Annotated in this window: 11 protein-coding genes and 2 pseudogenes; 7 read left to right on the top strand and 6 right to left on the bottom strand. The window is 68.3% G+C overall.

Annotated features, from left to right (window positions below; translation table 11 throughout):
* Positions 1-1,802 (bottom strand): type I polyketide synthase (locus AB0L75_RS42640; protein WP_365191679.1); only part of this gene is annotated, 1,802 nt, incomplete at its 3' end.
* A gap of 570 nt (positions 1,803-2,372) precedes the next feature.
* On the opposite strand from AB0L75_RS42640, the gene AB0L75_RS42635 reads away from it, so the two are divergent.
* The 4 genes from AB0L75_RS42635 to AB0L75_RS42620 all read left to right on the top strand — a co-directional run bounded on the left by AB0L75_RS42635 (position 2,373) and on the right by AB0L75_RS42620 (position 6,860).
* Positions 2,373-3,761, top strand: coding sequence for an NDP-hexose 2,3-dehydratase family protein (locus AB0L75_RS42635; RefSeq protein WP_365191678.1), 1,389 nt, complete (start codon positions 2,373-2,375; stop codon positions 3,759-3,761).
* A 4-nt stretch (positions 3,762-3,765) separates the two neighbouring features.
* Positions 3,766-4,803 carry a Gfo/Idh/MocA family oxidoreductase gene (locus AB0L75_RS42630; RefSeq protein WP_365191677.1) on the top strand — a complete coding sequence of 346 codons (1,038 nt, stop codon included), beginning with the start codon at positions 3,766-3,768 and terminating at the stop codon, positions 4,801-4,803.
* Positions 4,803-5,537, top strand: a complete 735-nt coding sequence (locus tag AB0L75_RS42625; protein ID WP_365191676.1) for an NAD-dependent epimerase/dehydratase family protein — start codon at positions 4,803-4,805, stop codon at positions 5,535-5,537. The genes AB0L75_RS42630 and AB0L75_RS42625 overlap by 1 nt, the downstream gene beginning before the upstream one ends.
* Before the next feature lie 63 nt (positions 5,538-5,600).
* On the top strand, positions 5,601-6,860 hold the full coding sequence (locus AB0L75_RS42620) for a glycosyltransferase (RefSeq protein WP_365191675.1): 1,260 nt from the start codon (positions 5,601-5,603) through the stop codon (positions 6,858-6,860).
* A gap of 93 nt (positions 6,861-6,953) precedes the next feature.
* Here the strand turns inward: AB0L75_RS42620 and AB0L75_RS42615 are convergent, their stop codons facing one another.
* From AB0L75_RS42615 to AB0L75_RS42595, 5 genes are all read right to left on the bottom strand, one after another.
* On the bottom strand, positions 6,954-9,695 hold the full coding sequence (locus tag AB0L75_RS42615; RefSeq protein WP_365191674.1) for an AAA family ATPase: 2,742 nt from the start codon (positions 9,693-9,695) through the stop codon (positions 6,954-6,956).
* A 916-nt stretch (positions 9,696-10,611) separates the two neighbouring features.
* Positions 10,612-11,619 (bottom strand): IS110 family transposase, encoded by a 1,008-nt coding sequence (locus tag AB0L75_RS42610; RefSeq protein ID WP_365191673.1) that lies wholly within the window; start codon positions 11,617-11,619, stop codon positions 10,612-10,614.
* Between the two features lie 900 nt (positions 11,620-12,519).
* On the bottom strand, positions 12,520-12,657 hold the full coding sequence (locus tag AB0L75_RS42605; RefSeq protein ID WP_365191672.1) for an MBL fold metallo-hydrolase: 138 nt from the start codon (positions 12,655-12,657) through the stop codon (positions 12,520-12,522).
* A gap of 195 nt (positions 12,658-12,852) precedes the next feature.
* On the bottom strand, positions 12,853-13,818 hold the full coding sequence (gene rfbB / locus AB0L75_RS42600) for a dTDP-glucose 4,6-dehydratase (RefSeq protein WP_365191671.1): 966 nt from the start codon (positions 13,816-13,818) through the stop codon (positions 12,853-12,855).
* Entirely contained in the window at positions 13,815-14,873 is a 1,059-nt protein-coding gene (locus tag AB0L75_RS42595; RefSeq protein ID WP_365191670.1) for a glucose-1-phosphate thymidylyltransferase, read from the bottom strand. Before AB0L75_RS42595 ends, rfbB begins: the two co-directional genes overlap by 4 nt.
* Positions 14,874-15,099: 226 nt before the next feature.
* On the opposite strand from AB0L75_RS42595, the pseudogene AB0L75_RS42590 reads away from it, so the two are divergent.
* The 3 genes and pseudogenes from AB0L75_RS42590 to AB0L75_RS42580 all read left to right on the top strand — a co-directional run.
* A pseudogene (locus AB0L75_RS42590) lies at positions 15,100-15,480 on the top strand (transposase); the annotation flags it as partial.
* A 761-nt stretch (positions 15,481-16,241) separates the two neighbouring features.
* A complete protein-coding gene (locus AB0L75_RS42585; protein ID WP_365191669.1) occupies positions 16,242-16,679 on the top strand; it encodes a cold shock domain-containing protein in 438 nt (145 codons plus the stop codon).
* A gap of 155 nt (positions 16,680-16,834) precedes the next feature.
* Positions 16,835-16,958, top strand: a pseudogene (locus AB0L75_RS42580) (IS5/IS1182 family transposase); the annotation flags it as partial.

Below are 16,958 nucleotides of genomic sequence, written 5' to 3'. Positions count from 1 at the left end.
ATCACCGCCCACAACGCCGGCTGCACCACATCCACCCGCTCCAGCGACGCCGCACCCTCCTCACCACGCAGCACCGCAAGCACATCCCACTCCACAAACTCGGCAAGAGCCTCAGCACACCGCTCCACCGACCCCGCGAACACCGACGAGCACTCCAGCAGTTCGGCCGCCATACCCACCCACTGCGAGCCCTGACCCGGGAACACGAACACCACACCCGACGACTCACCCGCGACCGTGCCGGTGACGACGTCGCCGGCGGGTTCACCGGCTGCGACGGCGGCAAGTGCCCGGAGGGGTGCCTGCCGGTCCCCGCCCCGCGTCAGCACCACCGCACGGTGCTCGTGAGCCGCGCGTGCGGTGGCCAGGGACCAGGCGACGTCGAGCGCGTCCGGCTCGGATGCCGTCACAAAGTCGCGCAGCCGCTCGGCCTGTCCGCGCAGTGCGTCGGCGGTACGGCCCGACACCACCCACGGCACCACATCGCCGGTGAGGGCGGCCGGACCGCCGCAGTCCGCGGCAGGCCGCTCGTCGGCGGCGGGTGCCTGCTCGACCACGACGTGCACATTGGTGCCGCCCATGCCGAACGCGGACACTCCGGCCAGCAGCGGCGCCGTGGGGCGGGGCCAGGGGGACAGCTCGGTGTGGACCCGCAGATTCCACTCGTCCAGCGGGATACGCGGGTTCGGGACGTCGAAGTTGAGGCTCGGCGGCAGCTCGCCGGCCTTCAGCGAGAGCAGGACCTTGATCAGCCCGGTGATGCCGGCGGCGCCTTCGAGGTGGCCGACGTTGGTCTTCGCCGATCCCACGTGGAGGGGCCGGTCCTGCGGGCGGGCCCGTCCGATCACCGCTCCCAGGGCGGCGGCCTCGATGGGGTCGCCGAGTGCCGTGCCGGTGCCGTGCAGTTCGACGTACTGCACGTCGGCCGGGGCGGCTCCGGCCGCGGCGTAGGCACGCCGCAGGACGTCCTCCTGGGCGGTCCGCAGGGGGGTGGTGAGGCTGTCGCCGCCGCCGTCGTTGTTGACCGCGCTTCCCCGCAGCACCGCGTGGATGCGGTCTCCGTCGGCGAGCGCCCGGTCCAGTGGCTTGAGCAGCACGAGGCCGCCGCCCTCGCCGCGGACGTAGCCGTTGGCCCGCGAGTCGAAGGTGAAGCAGCGACCGTCCGGAGAGAGCCCGCCGAAGCGCTCGACGGCCACGGTGCCGTCGTGGGCGAGGTTGAGGTGGACGCCGCCTGCCAGCGCCACCTCGCACTCGCCCTGGCGCAGGCTCTGACAGGCGAGGTGCACCGAGACGAGGGAGGAGGACTGTCCGGAGTCGACGACCAGACTCGGTCCGCGGGTGCCCAGCAGATACGACAGGCGGTTGGCGATCATGCCACGGTGCTGGCCGGTCAGTGTGTGGTGCGTGACGGCGCCGGCACCGCGCTGCCGTGCCAGGGCGGCGTAGTCGTCGCTCATCGCACCGATGAACACACCCGCCCGCTGTCCCTCGACGGCGGCAGGGGTGATACCGGCGTCCTCCAGCGCCTCCCAGCCCAGTTCGAGGGCGAGGCGCTGCTGCGGGTCGATGGCCGCCGCCTCGCGCGGGGAGATTCCGAAGAAGTCCGCGTCGAACAGGTCCACCTGGTCGAGGAATCCACCGCGACCGGTCGCCGACGGCCCTCCCGGGCTGCGCATCCAGCGGCCGTGCGGAACCGGGGTGACTGCTTCCGAACCCCCGCCGAGCAGCCTCCAGAAGGCGTCGGGGGAATCCGCCCGAGGCAGGCGGCAGGCCATCCCGATCACCGCGATCGGGGCACTCACGTGATCACGGTCCAGCGACTCAGAACGCCCGGGCAACCCGATCCCCCCCAAAGAATTTCAGCTGCCAGGACCGGAATCCCGACAACTTTTCACGTCAGACGGATGTACTCGCACAGGGCAGGTCCGCAATACTTCGGCGCACCGGCCCGGGAGTTCCGGCGCTTCGCTCCGCGGCCGCGCGCCGACCACCTGTTCAACCTGCCAAGCGAGATCGCGCCGGACAACCCCTAACCCCACCTCGCGAACCGCTCCCCCTATTCCCCCCAGCCCCCTGAAGCGGGACCCCCTAGTCAGGGCGCCGCAGAATTATGGGTATTGACTGGTCCTTGCGGACGACGCTTGACTTGGCGCGATGTCACAGGAGCCCGGGAGGCTCGGGCAGCGGGCCGGCGGACCTCCGCGGGCGACAGGCGCCGACCGTCGCCGCATCAGCGTGAATGCCTGTCGACTATTCCATATCACACGCCGTGCGGCGGAATCGAGGAGTGAATCGTGGCCCTCACCTCGGCGGGCCCTCCGACCCTGCTGAAAAAGGAGGATTCCGCGCTGCCGGCACGGATGGTCCGGTCAATGCTGTCGACCGACACCGTGATGGAACTCCAATGTTTCCATACCTGGTTTGCGGACCATGCACATCGAAATGCCGCACATATACGGCCGATTCCGTTCGCTGAACTCAGCAACTGGAAGTTCGAGGACACGACGGGGAACCTCGTCCACGACAGCGGCCGCTTCTTCTCGGTCCGGGGTCTGCGGGTGCGGACCGGCCGGCACCCGGACCGTCCGTGGTCGCAGCCGATCATCGACCAGTCCGAGATCGGCATCCTGGGCATCCTGGTCAAGGAGTTCGACGGGGTTCTGCACTGCCTCATGCAGGCCAAGATGGAACCGGGCAACTGCAACGGGTTCCAGCTCTCGCCGACCGTGCAGGCGACCAGGAGCAACTACTCCGGAGTCCACGGCGGCAGGCAGGTGCCCTATGTGGAGTACTTCCGGATGCCCTTCGCACACCGGGTGCTCGCCGACGTGCTCCAGTCGGAGCAGGGTTCCTGGTTCTACCGCAAACGCAACCGCAACATGGTCGTCGAGGTGACCGACGACATCGAGGTGCGGGACGGCTTTTGCTGGCTGTCGGTCGGCCAGTTGCACGAGTTGCTCTCGGTCGACGATCTGATCAACATGGACGCACGCTCGGTCCTGGCCTGTCTTCCCGTGGCGGGCGCCGCCCTGACCGGGGTCCGTGGCTTCGAGGGCGAGCCGTTCCGCTCCGCCCTGCTCGATTCCTTCGACGAGGACCGGGGGGCGCTCCACGACGCGGGCCACATCCGCAGCCTGCTGGCCGACGCCCGGGTCCGCCACGAGGTGGACGCCTGTCTCGTCGGCCTCGACGAGATCCAGGGCTGGAAGATGTCGGCCGACCGGCTCTCCCACGAGTCCGGCCGGTACTTCGAGGTGATGGCGGTCGACGTACGGACCGGCAGCCGCGAGATCCGGGGATGGACCCAGCCGATGATCCGGTCCCGCGGCCAGGGGCTCGCCGCCTTCCTGGTCAAACGGATCGGCGGAGTGCTCCACGCCCTGGTCAACGTCAAGGCCGAACCGGGCTTCGTCGACGGAGTCGAGCTGGCACCCACGGTGCAGTGCACCCCGGACGACCACGAGGGCACACCCGCCTCGTCCCGCCCCCGGTTTTTGGACGAGGTCCTGCAGGCGCCCGCGGAGAGCATCCGCTTCGACACCGTCCTCTCCGACGAGGGCGGACGCTTCTTCCACACCCGCAGCCGTCACCTCGTCGTCGAGGTGGAGGCGGACGGCGACCTGACGGTTCCCGACGACTTCTGCTGGCTGACGGCCCAACAACTCAACGCGCTGATGCGCCACTGCCACTACGTGAACATCCAGGCCAGGAGCCTCACGGCCTGCTTGCAGAGTCTGCTGCGCGAACCGGGACGGAGCTGAGACGATGGAGAACGACCAGCGGCCCGCCCAGGCACCCGCCCCGGTGCGCGTCGCCGTCCTCGGGGCCTCCTCCATCGCCTGGCGCCGGACGGCACCCGCACTGCGCGACCTCCCGGGCGTCGAGATCGTCGCCGTCGCCAGCCGGGAGCAGGGCAAGGCGGCCCGGTTCGCGGCCGAATTCGGCTGCGAGGCGGTCGTCGGATACCAGCGGCTCGTGGACCGGGACGACATCGACGGTGTCTACGTCTCGGTGCCCAACGCGCTGCACCACGAGTGGGTCCGCCGGCTGCTGCTGCACGGCAAGCACGTACTGGCGGAGAAGCCCCTGACCACCCGCGCCGCGGACACCGCGGAGCTGGCGGCACTCGCGGCCGAGCGCGGACTGGTGCTGCGGGAGAACATCACCTTCGTCCACCACGGGCTGCACCGGCGGGTCACCGAGCTCCTCGCCGCCGGACGCATCGGGCAACTGCGCCACCTGGACGCGTCGTTCTGCTTTCCTCCCCTGCCCGCGACCGATGTGCGCTACCGGCCGGAGCTCGGCGGCGGTGCCCTGCTGGACGCGGGGATCTACCCCGTGCGACTGGCGCAGTACTTCCTCGGGGACGACCTCACCGTCGTCGGCGCGGTGCTGCGCATGGACCCGGTGACGGGAGTCGACGTGGCCGGCAGCGCGCTGCTCACCTCGGCGAGCGGGCAGACCGCGACACTCAACTTCGGTTTCCAGCACAGCTACCGTGCCACCTACGCACTGTGGGGAAGCACCGGTCATCTGTCGACCCAGCGGGCCTTCACTCCCCCGGCCTGGCTCTCCCCGGTGCTGCGCATCGAGGAGCAGGACCACGCCGAGGAGATCGTGCTCCCGGCGGAACACCAGTTCGCCGCCGCTTCGGCCGAGTTCACGCAGGCCATGCGGCACACGCGGTCGACCGGAAAGGACACCGGTCACAGCGCCTGGGCCACCACGACGATCCGGACCGCCGAACTGCTGGAGCGGATCGGCGCGTGCGCCCACCGCGTCCACGCCCGAGAGCAGGACTGATGGAGATCATCGGCAGGGGCTTCATCGCCCGCAGCCTGGAATCGGTCGCGGGCCGGCACCCCGGCGCGACCGTGCTGGCCGCCGGGGTCTCCAGCACCAGTGTGCAGGCACCCGAGGAGTTCGCTCGCGAGACGGCCATGGTGGACGACGTCACCCGGCGGTGCCGTCGCGAAGGCCGCCTGCTCGTCTACCTGTCCACCGCGTCCCACGCGATGTACGGGAGCACGGACGCCGCGGCCGACGAGAACACCCCCGTGGCCCCGGAGTCGCCCTACGGCCGGCAGAAGCTGCGCCTCGAACAGGCCATCACCGCATCCGGCGTCCGCAGTCTGATCCTGCGCCTGAGCCATGTGACGGGTCCGGGGCAGCCGGACCACCACCTGCTGCCCGCCTTCGTCCGTCAGATACGCGGCGGCACGGTGCGGCTGTACCGGGGGGCCCACCGCGACCTGGTGGACGTGGCCGATGTGATCGGCGCGATCGACGGACTGATCGGACTCGGCGTGCACGACGTGGTCAACGTCGCCTCCGGCGTACCGCGGCCGGTCGAGGAACTCGTCGAGGGGATCGAACGGCGCATGGGGGCCGCTCCACGGCACGAGGTGGTCGAGGTGACGCCGGTGTCGACGACGGTCTCGGTCGACAGGCTGTGCGCCTTGCTGCCCGCTCTGCGGCCGGTCCGCGAACCCGACTACCTCGACCGGATCCTCAACCGCTACGTGCGGTGCTACTGAGGCCGCCGACCCGGGGCTCCCGCCCGCCGCGCCGTTCCATCGGTACGTTCATCTGGAGGATGCATGCATGTCGCACTGGTCGTCACGGGATCACGGGGCGACGTCCAACCGTTCATCGCGCTGGCCGTGGCCCTGAAGGACCGTAAGCACACCGTCACCCTCGCCACGCACCAGGACTTCGCGGGGCTGGCCGAGGAGGCCGGCGTGGACTTCGCCCCGCTGCCGGGCAGTCCGCGTGACTTCCTGGCCCACCCGGCGCTCGTCGAGGCGCTGCAGCAGGGTGCTTCCTTGTTCCGCGCGTCCCGCAAGGTCCCGCGGCAGAGCTCGGAGCACTTGCAGAGCCTCGCCTCCGCGATCACCGAGGCCGTCTCCGGTGCCGATCTGGTGGTCAACACCATCCTCAGCCGGATCATGTTCGAGGACGACGGCAGCGTCCCCTGGGCGTCCCTGAGCTGGTGGCCGCAGAGCCCGACGGCCCAGTGGCCGGCCATGATCTTCCCCCCACTGAAGCTCGGCGCGCCGTACAACCGGTTGACGCACCGGGTGCAGGGCCTGATGGACTCGCTCCTGATCGCGGGCTTCCGCAAGGACGGAAAGCTGCCGCCGCTGCCCTTCGGCGCGCCGTACGGCAATCTGGGCCGCGAGGTCCCGCTGCTCTGCCCGGCAACCCGGTCGATGTTCACGGAGCCCACCGACTGGCCCGAGCTGTCGCACATCACCGGCTACTGGTTCTGGGACCGGGAGTGGACGCCGTCACCGGAGCTGGTGGAGTTCATGGACGCCGGGACCGAGCCCGTGACCCTCACGTTCGGCAGCATCTGGCCGGTGCACCGGCCCTCCGAGACCCTGCAGAAGGTGCTGAACGTCGTCCGCTCCCACGGGCGCCGTCTGGTCATGGTGGGAGGCGGCCCGGAGGATGTACCGGACGACGTGTTCCGCCTCGAGGAGGCGCACTACCCCTGGCTCTTCCCCCGCTCCGCCGCAGTGATCCACCACGGTGGCTGCAACACCACGGGCGAGGCGCTGCGGGCGGGCAAGCCCCAGGTGGTCGTGCCCACCTTCGCCGACAGCCCGTTCTGGGCGGCGCAGGCACACCGGCTGGGCGTGGCTCCCGCGCCCGTGCCGTACACCAAGTTCACCCCTGAGCTGCTTGACGCGGCTCTGGGTGCAGCCCTGACCGACGAGGAAATCCGCCGTAAGGCAGCGAACATCGGTGAAGCCGTGCGTGCGGAGCGGGGTGTCGAGAGGGCCGTCGACATCCTGGAGGACTGGGCCGAGCGCTGGCACGGTGAGCGGAAGTCGGAGGCCGACGCCCTCGCCTGACGGTGGAGAAGGGCTCCGGGCGGAGCGCGCAACTGGCCGCGTCCCCGCCCGGAGCCTTTTCATGTGCCGCCGTGCCCGTGGCGGCCGCCGGTGTCAGACCAGCGCGGAGAGCAGTCCCGCCCGCGAACGGACGCCGAGCTTGCGGTAGGCCTTGGTCAGGTGCTGCTCCACGGTGCTGACCGTGACATAGAGCCTGGTGGCGATCTCCCGGTTGGAGTGGCCCATCGCCGCCAGGTCGACGACCCGCCGTTCGGCGTCGCTGAGTTCCGAGCTGGTCCCAGCGGGGCTCGGTTCGAGCTGCGCCGTGTCAGTGCCGACGCGCATGTCGCCCAGCGCCTTCCCCAGCGGGTTGGCATGGCACGCCAGGGCCAGACTCGATGCCTCCCGGCCGATCAGCCGTGCCCTGCGGGTCTCGCCGAGTGCCAGATAGGTCTCGGTGAGGTCGGTGAGAGCTCGGGCCAGCTCATAGCGGTCACCGCTGGTCCGCAGGGCTTCGACGGCCTCACGCAACACGCCCGGACGGTGGCGCAGTTCGAGGTTGGCAGCCAGCAGACGCAGGGCCGATCCGCGAGCGCGGGGGTAGTCGTTGCCGACGAGTGCGAGCTGTTCCTCGACGAGCCTGCGGCTCTCCTCCCGGTCGCCGAGGCCGAGCCAGGTCTCGGCCAGGTCGGTGCGCCAGGAGACGAGTCCCGGCGCTTCGAGGCCCCAGGCACGCATCAGGCTGCCGCACGTCTGGAAGTCCTCCATCGCCGAGTCCAGGCGCCCGGTCGCCAGCTTGAAACGGCCGCGCGCCTGGAGATAGTGGAGCCCGTAGCGGCTCTGGAGCATCTCTTCGGGCACCGGTCGGCTGAGCTCGTCCACTGCGGCGTCGTAGCGTCCCATTCCCGTGAGCGCGAGCAACAGGCTTCCGAGCACCGCTCCGATGGTCACGCCCCAACTGGCGGCGGGCAGGATCGCGAGGGCCTGCCGGGCGTGGCGTTCGGCCCCCGGCAAGTCGCCCTGGCGGACGCTGATTTCCGCCCTGATGCCGGCGAGCCTGGCTTGATGGCTGGATTCCTCCCGGGAGACGGCGTCGTCGATCAGGCCGTCACACCAGGGCCCCGCGAGCGAGGCACGTTCCGCGAACGTCAGCGCCAGCAGCGCGGCCTCGGCGGTGTCCATGCCCATCTCGTTGAGCCTGGTGTCGCGGAGGACTCGTTCGGCGTCGGCAATGGCCTTCTCGCTCGGGCCCCGGGTCTGCACGGACTCCAGGGCGGTGACGGCCTCGAGCCGCCAACCGGCCCGCAGGGAGGCGCCATCGGCCCCGGACGGGGGTGATCGCAGTGGCTGTACGCGGCCCAGCAGCGGTGCGTAGGACCAGCGCATCCATGCCTGGGTGATGCGCATCTCCACATCGATATCCGGGTCCTCTGCCATGTCGCCGATGCGCGAGAGTACCTCTTCGGCTTCCTTGTAGCGGCCGTGCCAAAGCAGGGCGCGGGAGAGCACGAGGGCGTCGCTGCCACGCATGAGCCCGTTGCGGAACGAGTCGACGAGCGCGCTGAGGTGTTGGCCGCATGCGCCGGGGTTGATCCGCCACTCGGCCTTGATCAGGGCGATCCTGAGCCGTGTCAGCAGTTCGGAGTCGGGGCAGTCACGGCAGGCGAGCTTGAGGTACGCGACGGCGGAGCGCACGCTACCTTCGACCATCGCGGTCGTCGCTGCCTGTTCGAGAGTCGCCACCGCCCAGAACGGGCTGGTGTGTTCGGCCGCGAGAAGGTGTTCGGCGACGACGGTGGCCGGGGCCCCGTCTGCGTGGGCTGCCTCTGCAGCGCGGGCGTGGAGTTGGGCGCGACGTTCCGGAGGCAGGTCGACCAGCACGCTGCGCCGGGCCATCGGGTGGCGGAAGCGGCCCGCATCGAGCACCCCCGTGGCGTTCAGCTCGCCCAGTGTCTGGACGACGAGCTTGGAGTCACGGTCGAGCAGCCGGTCCACGGTCTCGGAGGAGCCGAGTATCGCCAGTCCCTGTGCGGTCTCCAGTAGTTGGGGGCCGCCCCGGTGCAGGCTGCCCACAACGGCCCGGCCATAGGTCTCACCCACGATCAGATCGGTGTGGTCGGCAGGCTGGTCGTCCAGCAGCGCCTTTACGAGAAGCGGGTTTCCTCCACTGAGTGTGTGGCACTGCGCGGCGATGCGGTCTGCCGCCTCGTCACCAAGGCGGTCGGCGACCATTCGGTTGACACCGGCCGGTGTGAGCAGAGGCAGTGACAGGTGTAAATTCGAAGGCCGACGCAGCAGTTCCGTCCAGAACCGGGTGTTGCGGTAGGGTGACGCGTCGGAGTGGGCGAACACGGCGGTGATCCGGGACTCGCGGATCCTGCGCACCAGATAGGCGAGGCAGACGAGCGAGGCGGGGTCGGCATGATGGGCGTCGTCGACCAGAAGTGTGAGCGGCTGCTGGTCCGAGAGGTCGATCAGCAACGTGCAGAGTTCGCGTGCAAGCCAACCGTCGAACGAGGCCATCCGGTCCGGTAGCCGACTGTCCGCTTCCATCGGCTCGGAACCTTTGGCCAGGAGCGCCTTGGCGTGCTGACGCTGTCCGGGCGTGAGCGGCGCCCGGGCAAGGAGCTGGTCGAAGACCGCGAGTGGCAGGCCGGTCTCCGCGGCGGAGGCGACGGCGGTGAGTGTCAGAGTCCCGGTGCCGGTGAGCGCTTGAGCTAACGCGTCGAGTAACGCGCTCTTTCCGCTGGCGACGGTTCCGCTGACGAGGGCGGTTCCACCACGGCCCCGTGCCGCTTCGTCGACGAGGCGGCGAAGTGTCGCAAGCGCCTCCGCTCGTTCTATCAGAGTCGTCACGCCGCCATCGTCCCCGTGAACGTGACGACGGCGACCGGTCGCGGAGGTCGCGCTCCGGCGACGGGTTGGCGCCCGCACACATCGGACTGCTCGATTCGGATTGACGAATCAGGCCTTAGATATCCCGTGAAGAGCTCGGTGAACACAGTTTCCCCCATGAATATACACAGACGCACTATGACTTGCGTGCACTGTCAACGTAATCCCCCAACTCAACTCCAGCCAAGAGTCATATCTTCACGAGTCAGCCGGTATGCCCGGAATGCCGAGTCAGCGTATCGAAAGGAGTAGGAGGCATACTCCTCGTGCGATCGGCGGAAACCTCACCTTGCACCCATCTTTAATTCGTTTGACAAGTCGACCGTCTACGGCATAACCGGTGCATGAGGGGGTTGAACTACCCGAGCGCTCAATCCGGGTGAGCTGGAGCGGCGAAACTGAACCTGGCAGGTACCCGTGGCGCGCCGTCGGGCGCAACGAGGTGGCATCACCGCATGGGCCACCGGGACGTGGCCGGCGGTGCCCTGTCCACCCACCCATGAGGGCCGGGCCTGTCAAACGTAGAAGTGACCCCGGCCTGCGGCCTTTTGTTCTTCGCCGAGGCGCTTTCCTTTGTGGGTCTTCCTCGTGCTTGTCCGGCAGGACTCTGCCGTGCGGGGCTCTGTATCGGGAGCGAGGAAGCGTCACCGATGTTCAGGGATGTGGTCGTTGACGTCCCCGAGGTGCTGAAGGCCTGGCGGAGTGGACTCACATCCACCCATTCGGCGTCTGGCCGGGCGGGCCGGCGCCATGACGGTGGTTCGGGGATCCGGGCTGCTCAGTCAGGTCATGGAGCACGGGCGGCAGCCCGTCTCATGGGCATTTGCGAGTTCACCCGGGGTCTGCGACCGCCCCTGGTGGTTGTCGTCGGCTGCTGTCATCGGGCCCCCCGCCGGTCGCGCTGGGCCTGGACGGCGCGCAGCAGATGGCAGGCGCGGGCCGGCAGGCGGCGGGCGATCGCGGTGGTGGCGATCTTCTTGCCCCTGCGCCGGGCCAGACGCTGGTGGGAGGCGGCGAACTCCGGCGAGCGTTTCGCGGTCCGGGCGGCCTCGCACAAGATCCACCGCAGCCAGTCCGAACCCTGCTTGGAGATGTGTCCGTGCCGGACGGTCAGATCCGAGCTGCGGACTGTGGGGGTGAGTCCCGCCCACGCGGTGAGCTTGCGGGCGGAGGGGAAGCGGCTGACGTCACCGATCTCGGCGACGATGATGCGGGCAGTGAGCGTGCCCACCCCCGGCAGGCGGGTGGGGGTTTTGACCCGCGGATCACCACGGGCGTGCGCGACCAGCTGCTGGTCCGGGGCGTCGAGCGGCTCTTTTGAGAGCGTCCATCGGGACCAGAAGATCGTCGACCACGCGGCGGGAGGCGTCCGGCAGGTCCAAGCCGTCGAGCCCGCGCCGCCCCGGAGCGGTGAAGCAGCGCCGGAGCGGTCGCAGCCGTAGTCCGCCAGGACGGCATGGACACGGTTGCGCAGCAGGGTGCGCAGACGCACCAGCTGGCAGCGGTGGCGCAGCGGAGCCCATTGCTGGCGCACCTGGAGCCGGGCGATCCACGCCTCCGGCAGCAGATCCGCACGGAGCAACTGGGCGAGGGTCGCCGCGTCGACCTTGTCGTTCTTCAGTCGGTCGGAGGCGATGGCCTTGCACCGCAGCGGGTGCACCAGGTGCGGCTCGAAGCCGTAGTCCTCCAGCAGTTCCACCAGCCAGCCCCAGCCGGAAGCGGCCTCGAAGGCCACCGGGGCTCCGATCGGAAGATCCCCGATCACCGAAAGCACCGTCTCGACCCCGTTCGGCACGTGCCGATTCACCTGCACCGCACCATCGTGATCAACGACCGCGATCTGCGAACGCTTGCGATGCCCGTCAATGCCGACGTAAACCGACATTGAGGGCCTCCTTCCCGAGCACGTATGGACCCGGAACCAGAATCCACCGGGCTGCGCAGGGAAGGGGCCCGGCCCTCATAGAGTCAGGTCAGATATGCTGGTGGGTAGATCTGCAGCAGGCACGGAGAGGAGCCGAGGCCGATCTGTGCCATGTGGGCCCACGCGAAGGAGTGTCCCGCGAATCGGGCGTTCCATTCGATTACCACCGCACGAAGCGGCCCGGGTCAGGATTCGTTCAGCGTCGGCCAAGAGGCGGTGCAGACACTCGGGTTCGGTTGCGACCAGGCTCCCCGGCCGCCGTGGCGCTCTCGCTGCAGCGTCCAGGATCACTTACCGAAGCTTTTCGATCACATCGGCAGCCACGACGGATTCCGCCATTGCAGCGCGCCATCCGACCGCCGAATGGCTCCCTTAAAAGCACAACCGCCATCGCTGATGACAGCTGTGCAGCAAGTCACATATTTCCCACTGGAACCCGGTACATTGCAACGATCGCACAGCCTCACGCGCGATTCATTTACCGTAATTTGATGGGCACTTGAAGCACACAACGCTTGCGGAAATGGACCGATGCACGCCGGAGGGGCGGGGCGCCTGGCCGGGCCCCTTGGCCACCCCGGACCGGGTCCCCCGGCAGGGAAGCTCAAGCGCCCTACAAGGCTGTCCAGCAGGCTCGTGCAGGCGCCGGTCCCGCCTTCGGCGAGCGGGGCACGGTGCGCGTAGCCGACGGCTGACGACTCGGGTCAGCGGCGAGGGCGTCGGGCCTGAGGGAGAGCTTGGGCGGCTTCCGGTTGAAGACGGCGTCACCGACGAGGAACCTCCAGTGCAGGGCCGGAAGCTCGTCGGGAATCGGCCGAACGCGACCAACCGGCCGAACGTCGGCACCCGCCCACCCCCCAGTCAGCCCGCGTCGGCCTCGCGGATGAGGATTTCGGCGCCGGTCTGCTTGCGGAGTTCGGCGGCTCCCTCGACGTGGTCGGGGTGGGCGTGGGTGAGCACGAGGCGGCGGACGCCGGAGGGCTTGCCACCCAGCCCCACGACCGCGTCCAGCAGTACTGCGGGGCCTTGTCGAACCCGACATCAATGAGTGTGTCCCGTTGTCACCGGCGACCAGGAAGGCGTTGTCCTTTTTGCTGATGGGAACGCAGGGAACGCCTTTGGTGAGAGTGATCAAGGGGGTTTCCTGAGTCGACTGCGGCCGACATCCGCCGCAGCCGGTGCGGAATCCGGGGTCTACGTGGTGAGTGGCTTCCACCAACCGGGATTGTCCCGGTACCAGGCAACCGTCTCCGCCAGCCCCTCCGCGAAGGAGACCGCCGGTGCGTAGCCCAACTCCTCGTGAATCTTGGAGTCGTCGAGCGAGTACCGGAGATCGTGGCCCTTGCGGTCGGGCACGTAGCGGATCATCTCCCGACCCACGCCGCACAGTTCGAGCAACTGCTCGGTGATCTGATGGTTTGTCATCTCGTTGCCGCCACCGACGTTGTAGACCTCTCCTGCCTGCCCCTTGGTCAGAACCAGATGGATCGCGCGGCAATGGTCGGCCACATGCAGCCACTCACGGACATTGGCACCCTGCCCGTACAGCGGCACTGGCTCGCCGCTGAGCAGGTATGTGACGAAGCGCGGGATGAGCTTCTCGATGTGCTGGTACGGCCCGTAGTTGTTGGAGCAGCGGGTGATCGACACGTCCAGCCCGTGTGTGCGCCAGTAGCTTCGCGCGATGAGGTCGCTGCCCGCCTTGGACGCGGCGTAGGGGGAGTTGGGCGCGAGTGGCCACTCTTCGGTCCACGAGCCGGACGCGATCGAGCCGTACACCTCGTCAGTGGAGACGTGCACGAACCGGCTCACGCCGCCGTGCAGGCACGCCTCCAACAGGCCCTGGGTGCCTAGGACGTTCGTCGTGACGAAGGCGGCGCCGGCGTCGATCGAGCGGTCCACGTGTGACTCGGCGGCGAAGTGCACCACCGCATCGTGGCCCGGCAACAGTTCGCGCAACAGTTCCACGTCACACACATCACCTTGGACAAAAGTGAGCCGCGGGTGGTCGGCGGGAAGGTTGTCCCGCCTGCCCGCGTAGGTGAGCTTGTCAAGCACGGTCACATCGGCCTCGGCGCATCCGGCGTACTCACCGGCCAGCATGCTCCGCACGTAGTGCGAGCCGATGAAGCCCGCCGCGCCCGTCACCAGGAGCTTCATACCGCCACCTCGACGCTGGAGTGGTCGCCGACCACGAGGCGATGGCGGCCGTCGCCGGAACTGACCGCGGCGCCGCGACCGATCACGGAGCTGTGGATGCCCACGATGTCACGGACAGTGGCACCGGACAGCACGATCGAGTCGGCGACATCGGCGTTGCTGACGACGCAGTTCTCGCCTATCGCCGTGTACGGGCCAATCCGGCTGTCCTCGATCACCGTCCCGGCTCCGACCACGCCCGGGCCCGTGATCCGCGAACGCACCACGCGTGCGGTCGGGTCGATCAGTACGGGACCGACCAGTTCGCTGTCCGCGCAGACGCCGTCGGGCACCGACGGGGTCAGTGCGTCCAACAGTTGGCGGTTACACTCAATGACGTCTTCGACTCGGCCGGTGTCCTTCCAGAAGCCGGTGTACACCTCGGCTCGCACATCACAATTGTTCGAAACCAGCCACTGGACTGCGTCCGTGATCTCCAGTTCGCCGCGCGCGCTCGGCCGGATCGCCGCGACGGCTTCATGGATGGCAGGCGTGAAGAAGTACACGCCCACCATCGCGAGGTCGCTGGTGGGATGCTGCGGTTTCTCGACCAGTGCGGTGACCCGCCCGTCGGCGGCCAGTTCGGCCACCCCGAACGCCCGCGGATCGGTGACCTTCTGAACCACGACTTGTGCGGCAGGACGGTTGGCACGGAATCGCTCGGCCATCTCCGTGATGCCTTCCGAGAGCATGACGTCCCCCAGGTACATCACGAAGTCGTCGGCGCCGAGGAAGTCCCTGGCGAGACTCACGCAGTGCGCGAGACCGCGGGGGGTGTCCTGGCGGATGTACGTGATCTCGATCCCGATCGACGACCCGTCGCCGAGTACCGCCGCGATCTCGTCGCCGCGGTCGCCGACGACAACCCCGGCCTGTGATATTCCCAGCGCACGCAGATTGTCCATGACATGGATCAGCACGGGCTGGTTCGCGACAGGGATCAGCTGTTTGGGCATGGAATAGGTGAAGGGGCGCAGGCGTGTGCCCATCCCTCCGGACAAGACCAGGGCTTTCATCGAGCCTTCTCCTAGCGGCGGGGCGTTGTCGCGTTGCTGGCAATCTTGTGTGGCCAAGGGCAGCGTCGGACAGTTCGGCAACGCCGCCTTCTTCTTCCAAGCGCGCGAGGAACTGCCATGCTTGTCTCGGAGCGTATGAACAGGTATGGCCGCCCGACACCCTTAACCGCCCCCTATACGCCCCTAACAACGGCTGACACAACCGGAGGGATTGACACTGTGGGCCGTGTCCAAAGGCGAGTTGAGCGTTGCCCATGGTGCAGGGGCATCACCGTGGATCGTGTCGGATGAGCTGTGGACGCAGATCGAGCCACTGCTGCCGAGGAGGGAGCGCAGGTCTCCGGTACCCGGGCCGCAAGACGCTGCCGGACGGGCAGGTGCTGCGCGGGATCCTATACATGGCGCACACCGACATCCAGTGAAGGTACCTGTCGCAGGAACTGGGGCTCGGTTCGAGCATGACCTGCTACGCAACCGCAACGACGTCACCCGGCTCTTGCCGCTGCTCTCTGCCGTCCTGCCCGCCTGCAGCCGGGGCTGTCAGCCGCGCCGCAGCGCACTTTCGATCTTCGCCGACCGTGGCTACGCCCACGACAACTACCGCAGGGAGGCCATGCCCGGGGCATCGTGCCGCGCGGCGCTGCGCCGGCAGCGGCCTGGTGGTCTACCACCACGTCTCTGGATACAACCCCGCATGGTCGGCTTTGGGAGGTCGCAACTTCAGAGCCGCAATCTCACCAGCTCGTTGGACAACAATCGCCGGGCGCCGCCGCACAGGCCCGTAATGCCGTCGGCGGAGATCCCGCTCGAGTTCGGGCAGACCTGCGGCCCGCCGGTGCTGGTGATGGTGACCGGCCTGGGCGTGGTGCCGAAGGCTCTCGTCTTTGACAACGAGGGCGCCGTCGGATCCTGCGGGGCGGACGACCCTGGCTCACCGAGGACTTCTCGGCGTTCGTCGGGCTGCTGGGCATCCGCATCATCCCAGTGCCGGCCGGGCGATCCGGAGGCCAAGGGGCTGGTCGAGCGGGCCAATGGCTATCTGGAGACCAGCTTCCTGCCCGGCTGCGTCTTCGCCTCGCCGACCGAGCTCCTGCGAGATCCGTCGCCGCGCCTCAAGGACGAGCGGCGGCAACTACTGCGGCTTCTTCAGGAGAACGGGGCCCCGGAATGGACCAGCCTCACGGCCGCCGTGCCACCGCATTGAGGAACGATGGTGGGGAACCTCGCGCGTCGATACACTGCGACAACCTTGATGAGCGCGACCGACCCGTTCCCGACGTAGCCGGGTGGCGCTTGCCAGGCTTCGGCCTCGCACTCTCGTCGGCTGTTGTACTAACCTGCGACCAATACGGTCGGGCAAAGTGCCCGATGTTGTTGGGGGTTGGCGTGGTCACTGGTCGTGTGATTCGTTTCGACGGTTCAAGGGGATATGGTTTCATCGCTCCCGATCACGGTGGAGAGGATGTCTTTCTCCACGTGAACGACATTCTCGTTCCGGAGTCCTACATCCGCTCTGGTATAGCGGTCGAATTCGAGATCGAAAGCGGTGATCGGGGGCCGAAGGCATCGTCCGTGCAGCTCGCGAGGAACGCCGACGGCACCCCCGTCACGCCTCCCAAGCCAGCCGTGACCCGGCAGGTGCTCGCCGATGACGCGATGTGCGATGTACTCGGTCACGACGAGTACATCGGCGACGTGACCGAGATGCTGTTGGAGGCGGCACCCTCACTGACAGGCAGTCAGATCACGCAGATTCGCACAGCAATGCTGCAGTTCGCAAAGAAACACGGCTGGGTCGAGGCCTGACAACCGCGAAGGGCCCGGATCACTCACCTCGGGATGAGTGAGCGTTTTCAGCGCGGCCACTGATCGGGGGACGCTGGTGGTGTGCGCAACGCACGAGGCTCCTGTGCCGTTGGGGGAGGTGTTCGAAGTCTCAACCCACAGGCACAGGAGCCGCGTTGGTTCCGTATTCTGCCGCACTCGACCCGCCGCACGCCCTGGTCGAGTGGGTCACGATGCTCATCGTCACCCGGGAGGGTGACCGCCGCTGCAAGCTCCCGCCGCACCAGCGTGCCCTGGTCG

Source organism: Streptomyces sp. NPDC052101 (genome assembly GCF_040680235.1).
GTDB lineage: Bacteria > Actinomycetota > Actinomycetes > Streptomycetales > Streptomycetaceae > Streptomyces.
Note: the sequence above shows the minus strand (reverse complement) of the source record. Positions and strands in the feature narration are given on the sequence as shown.

Bases quoted from the DNA above. Each gene is read 5' to 3' on its own strand.
- AB0L75_RS42635 (WP_365191678.1), top strand. From the start codon at position 2,373: ATGCTGTCGACCGACACCGTGATGGAACTCCAATGTTTCCATACCTGG.
- AB0L75_RS42630 (WP_365191677.1), top strand. From the start codon at position 3,766: ATGGAGAACGACCAGCGGCCCGCCCAGGCACCCGCCCCGGTGCGCGTC.
- AB0L75_RS42625 (WP_365191676.1), top strand. From the start codon at position 4,803: ATGGAGATCATCGGCAGGGGCTTCATCGCCCGCAGCCTGGAATCGGTC.
- AB0L75_RS42620 (WP_365191675.1), top strand. From the start codon at position 5,601: ATGCATGTCGCACTGGTCGTCACGGGATCACGGGGCGACGTCCAACCG.
- AB0L75_RS42610 (WP_365191673.1), bottom strand. From the start codon at position 11,619: ATGTCGGTTTACGTCGGCATTGACGGGCATCGCAAGCGTTCGCAGATC.
- rfbB (WP_365191671.1), bottom strand. From the start codon at position 13,818: ATGAAGCTCCTGGTGACGGGCGCGGCGGGCTTCATCGGCTCGCACTAC.
- AB0L75_RS42595 (WP_365191670.1), bottom strand. From the start codon at position 14,873: ATGAAAGCCCTGGTCTTGTCCGGAGGGATGGGCACACGCCTGCGCCCC.
- AB0L75_RS42585 (WP_365191669.1), top strand. From the start codon at position 16,242: ATGTTGTTGGGGGTTGGCGTGGTCACTGGTCGTGTGATTCGTTTCGAC.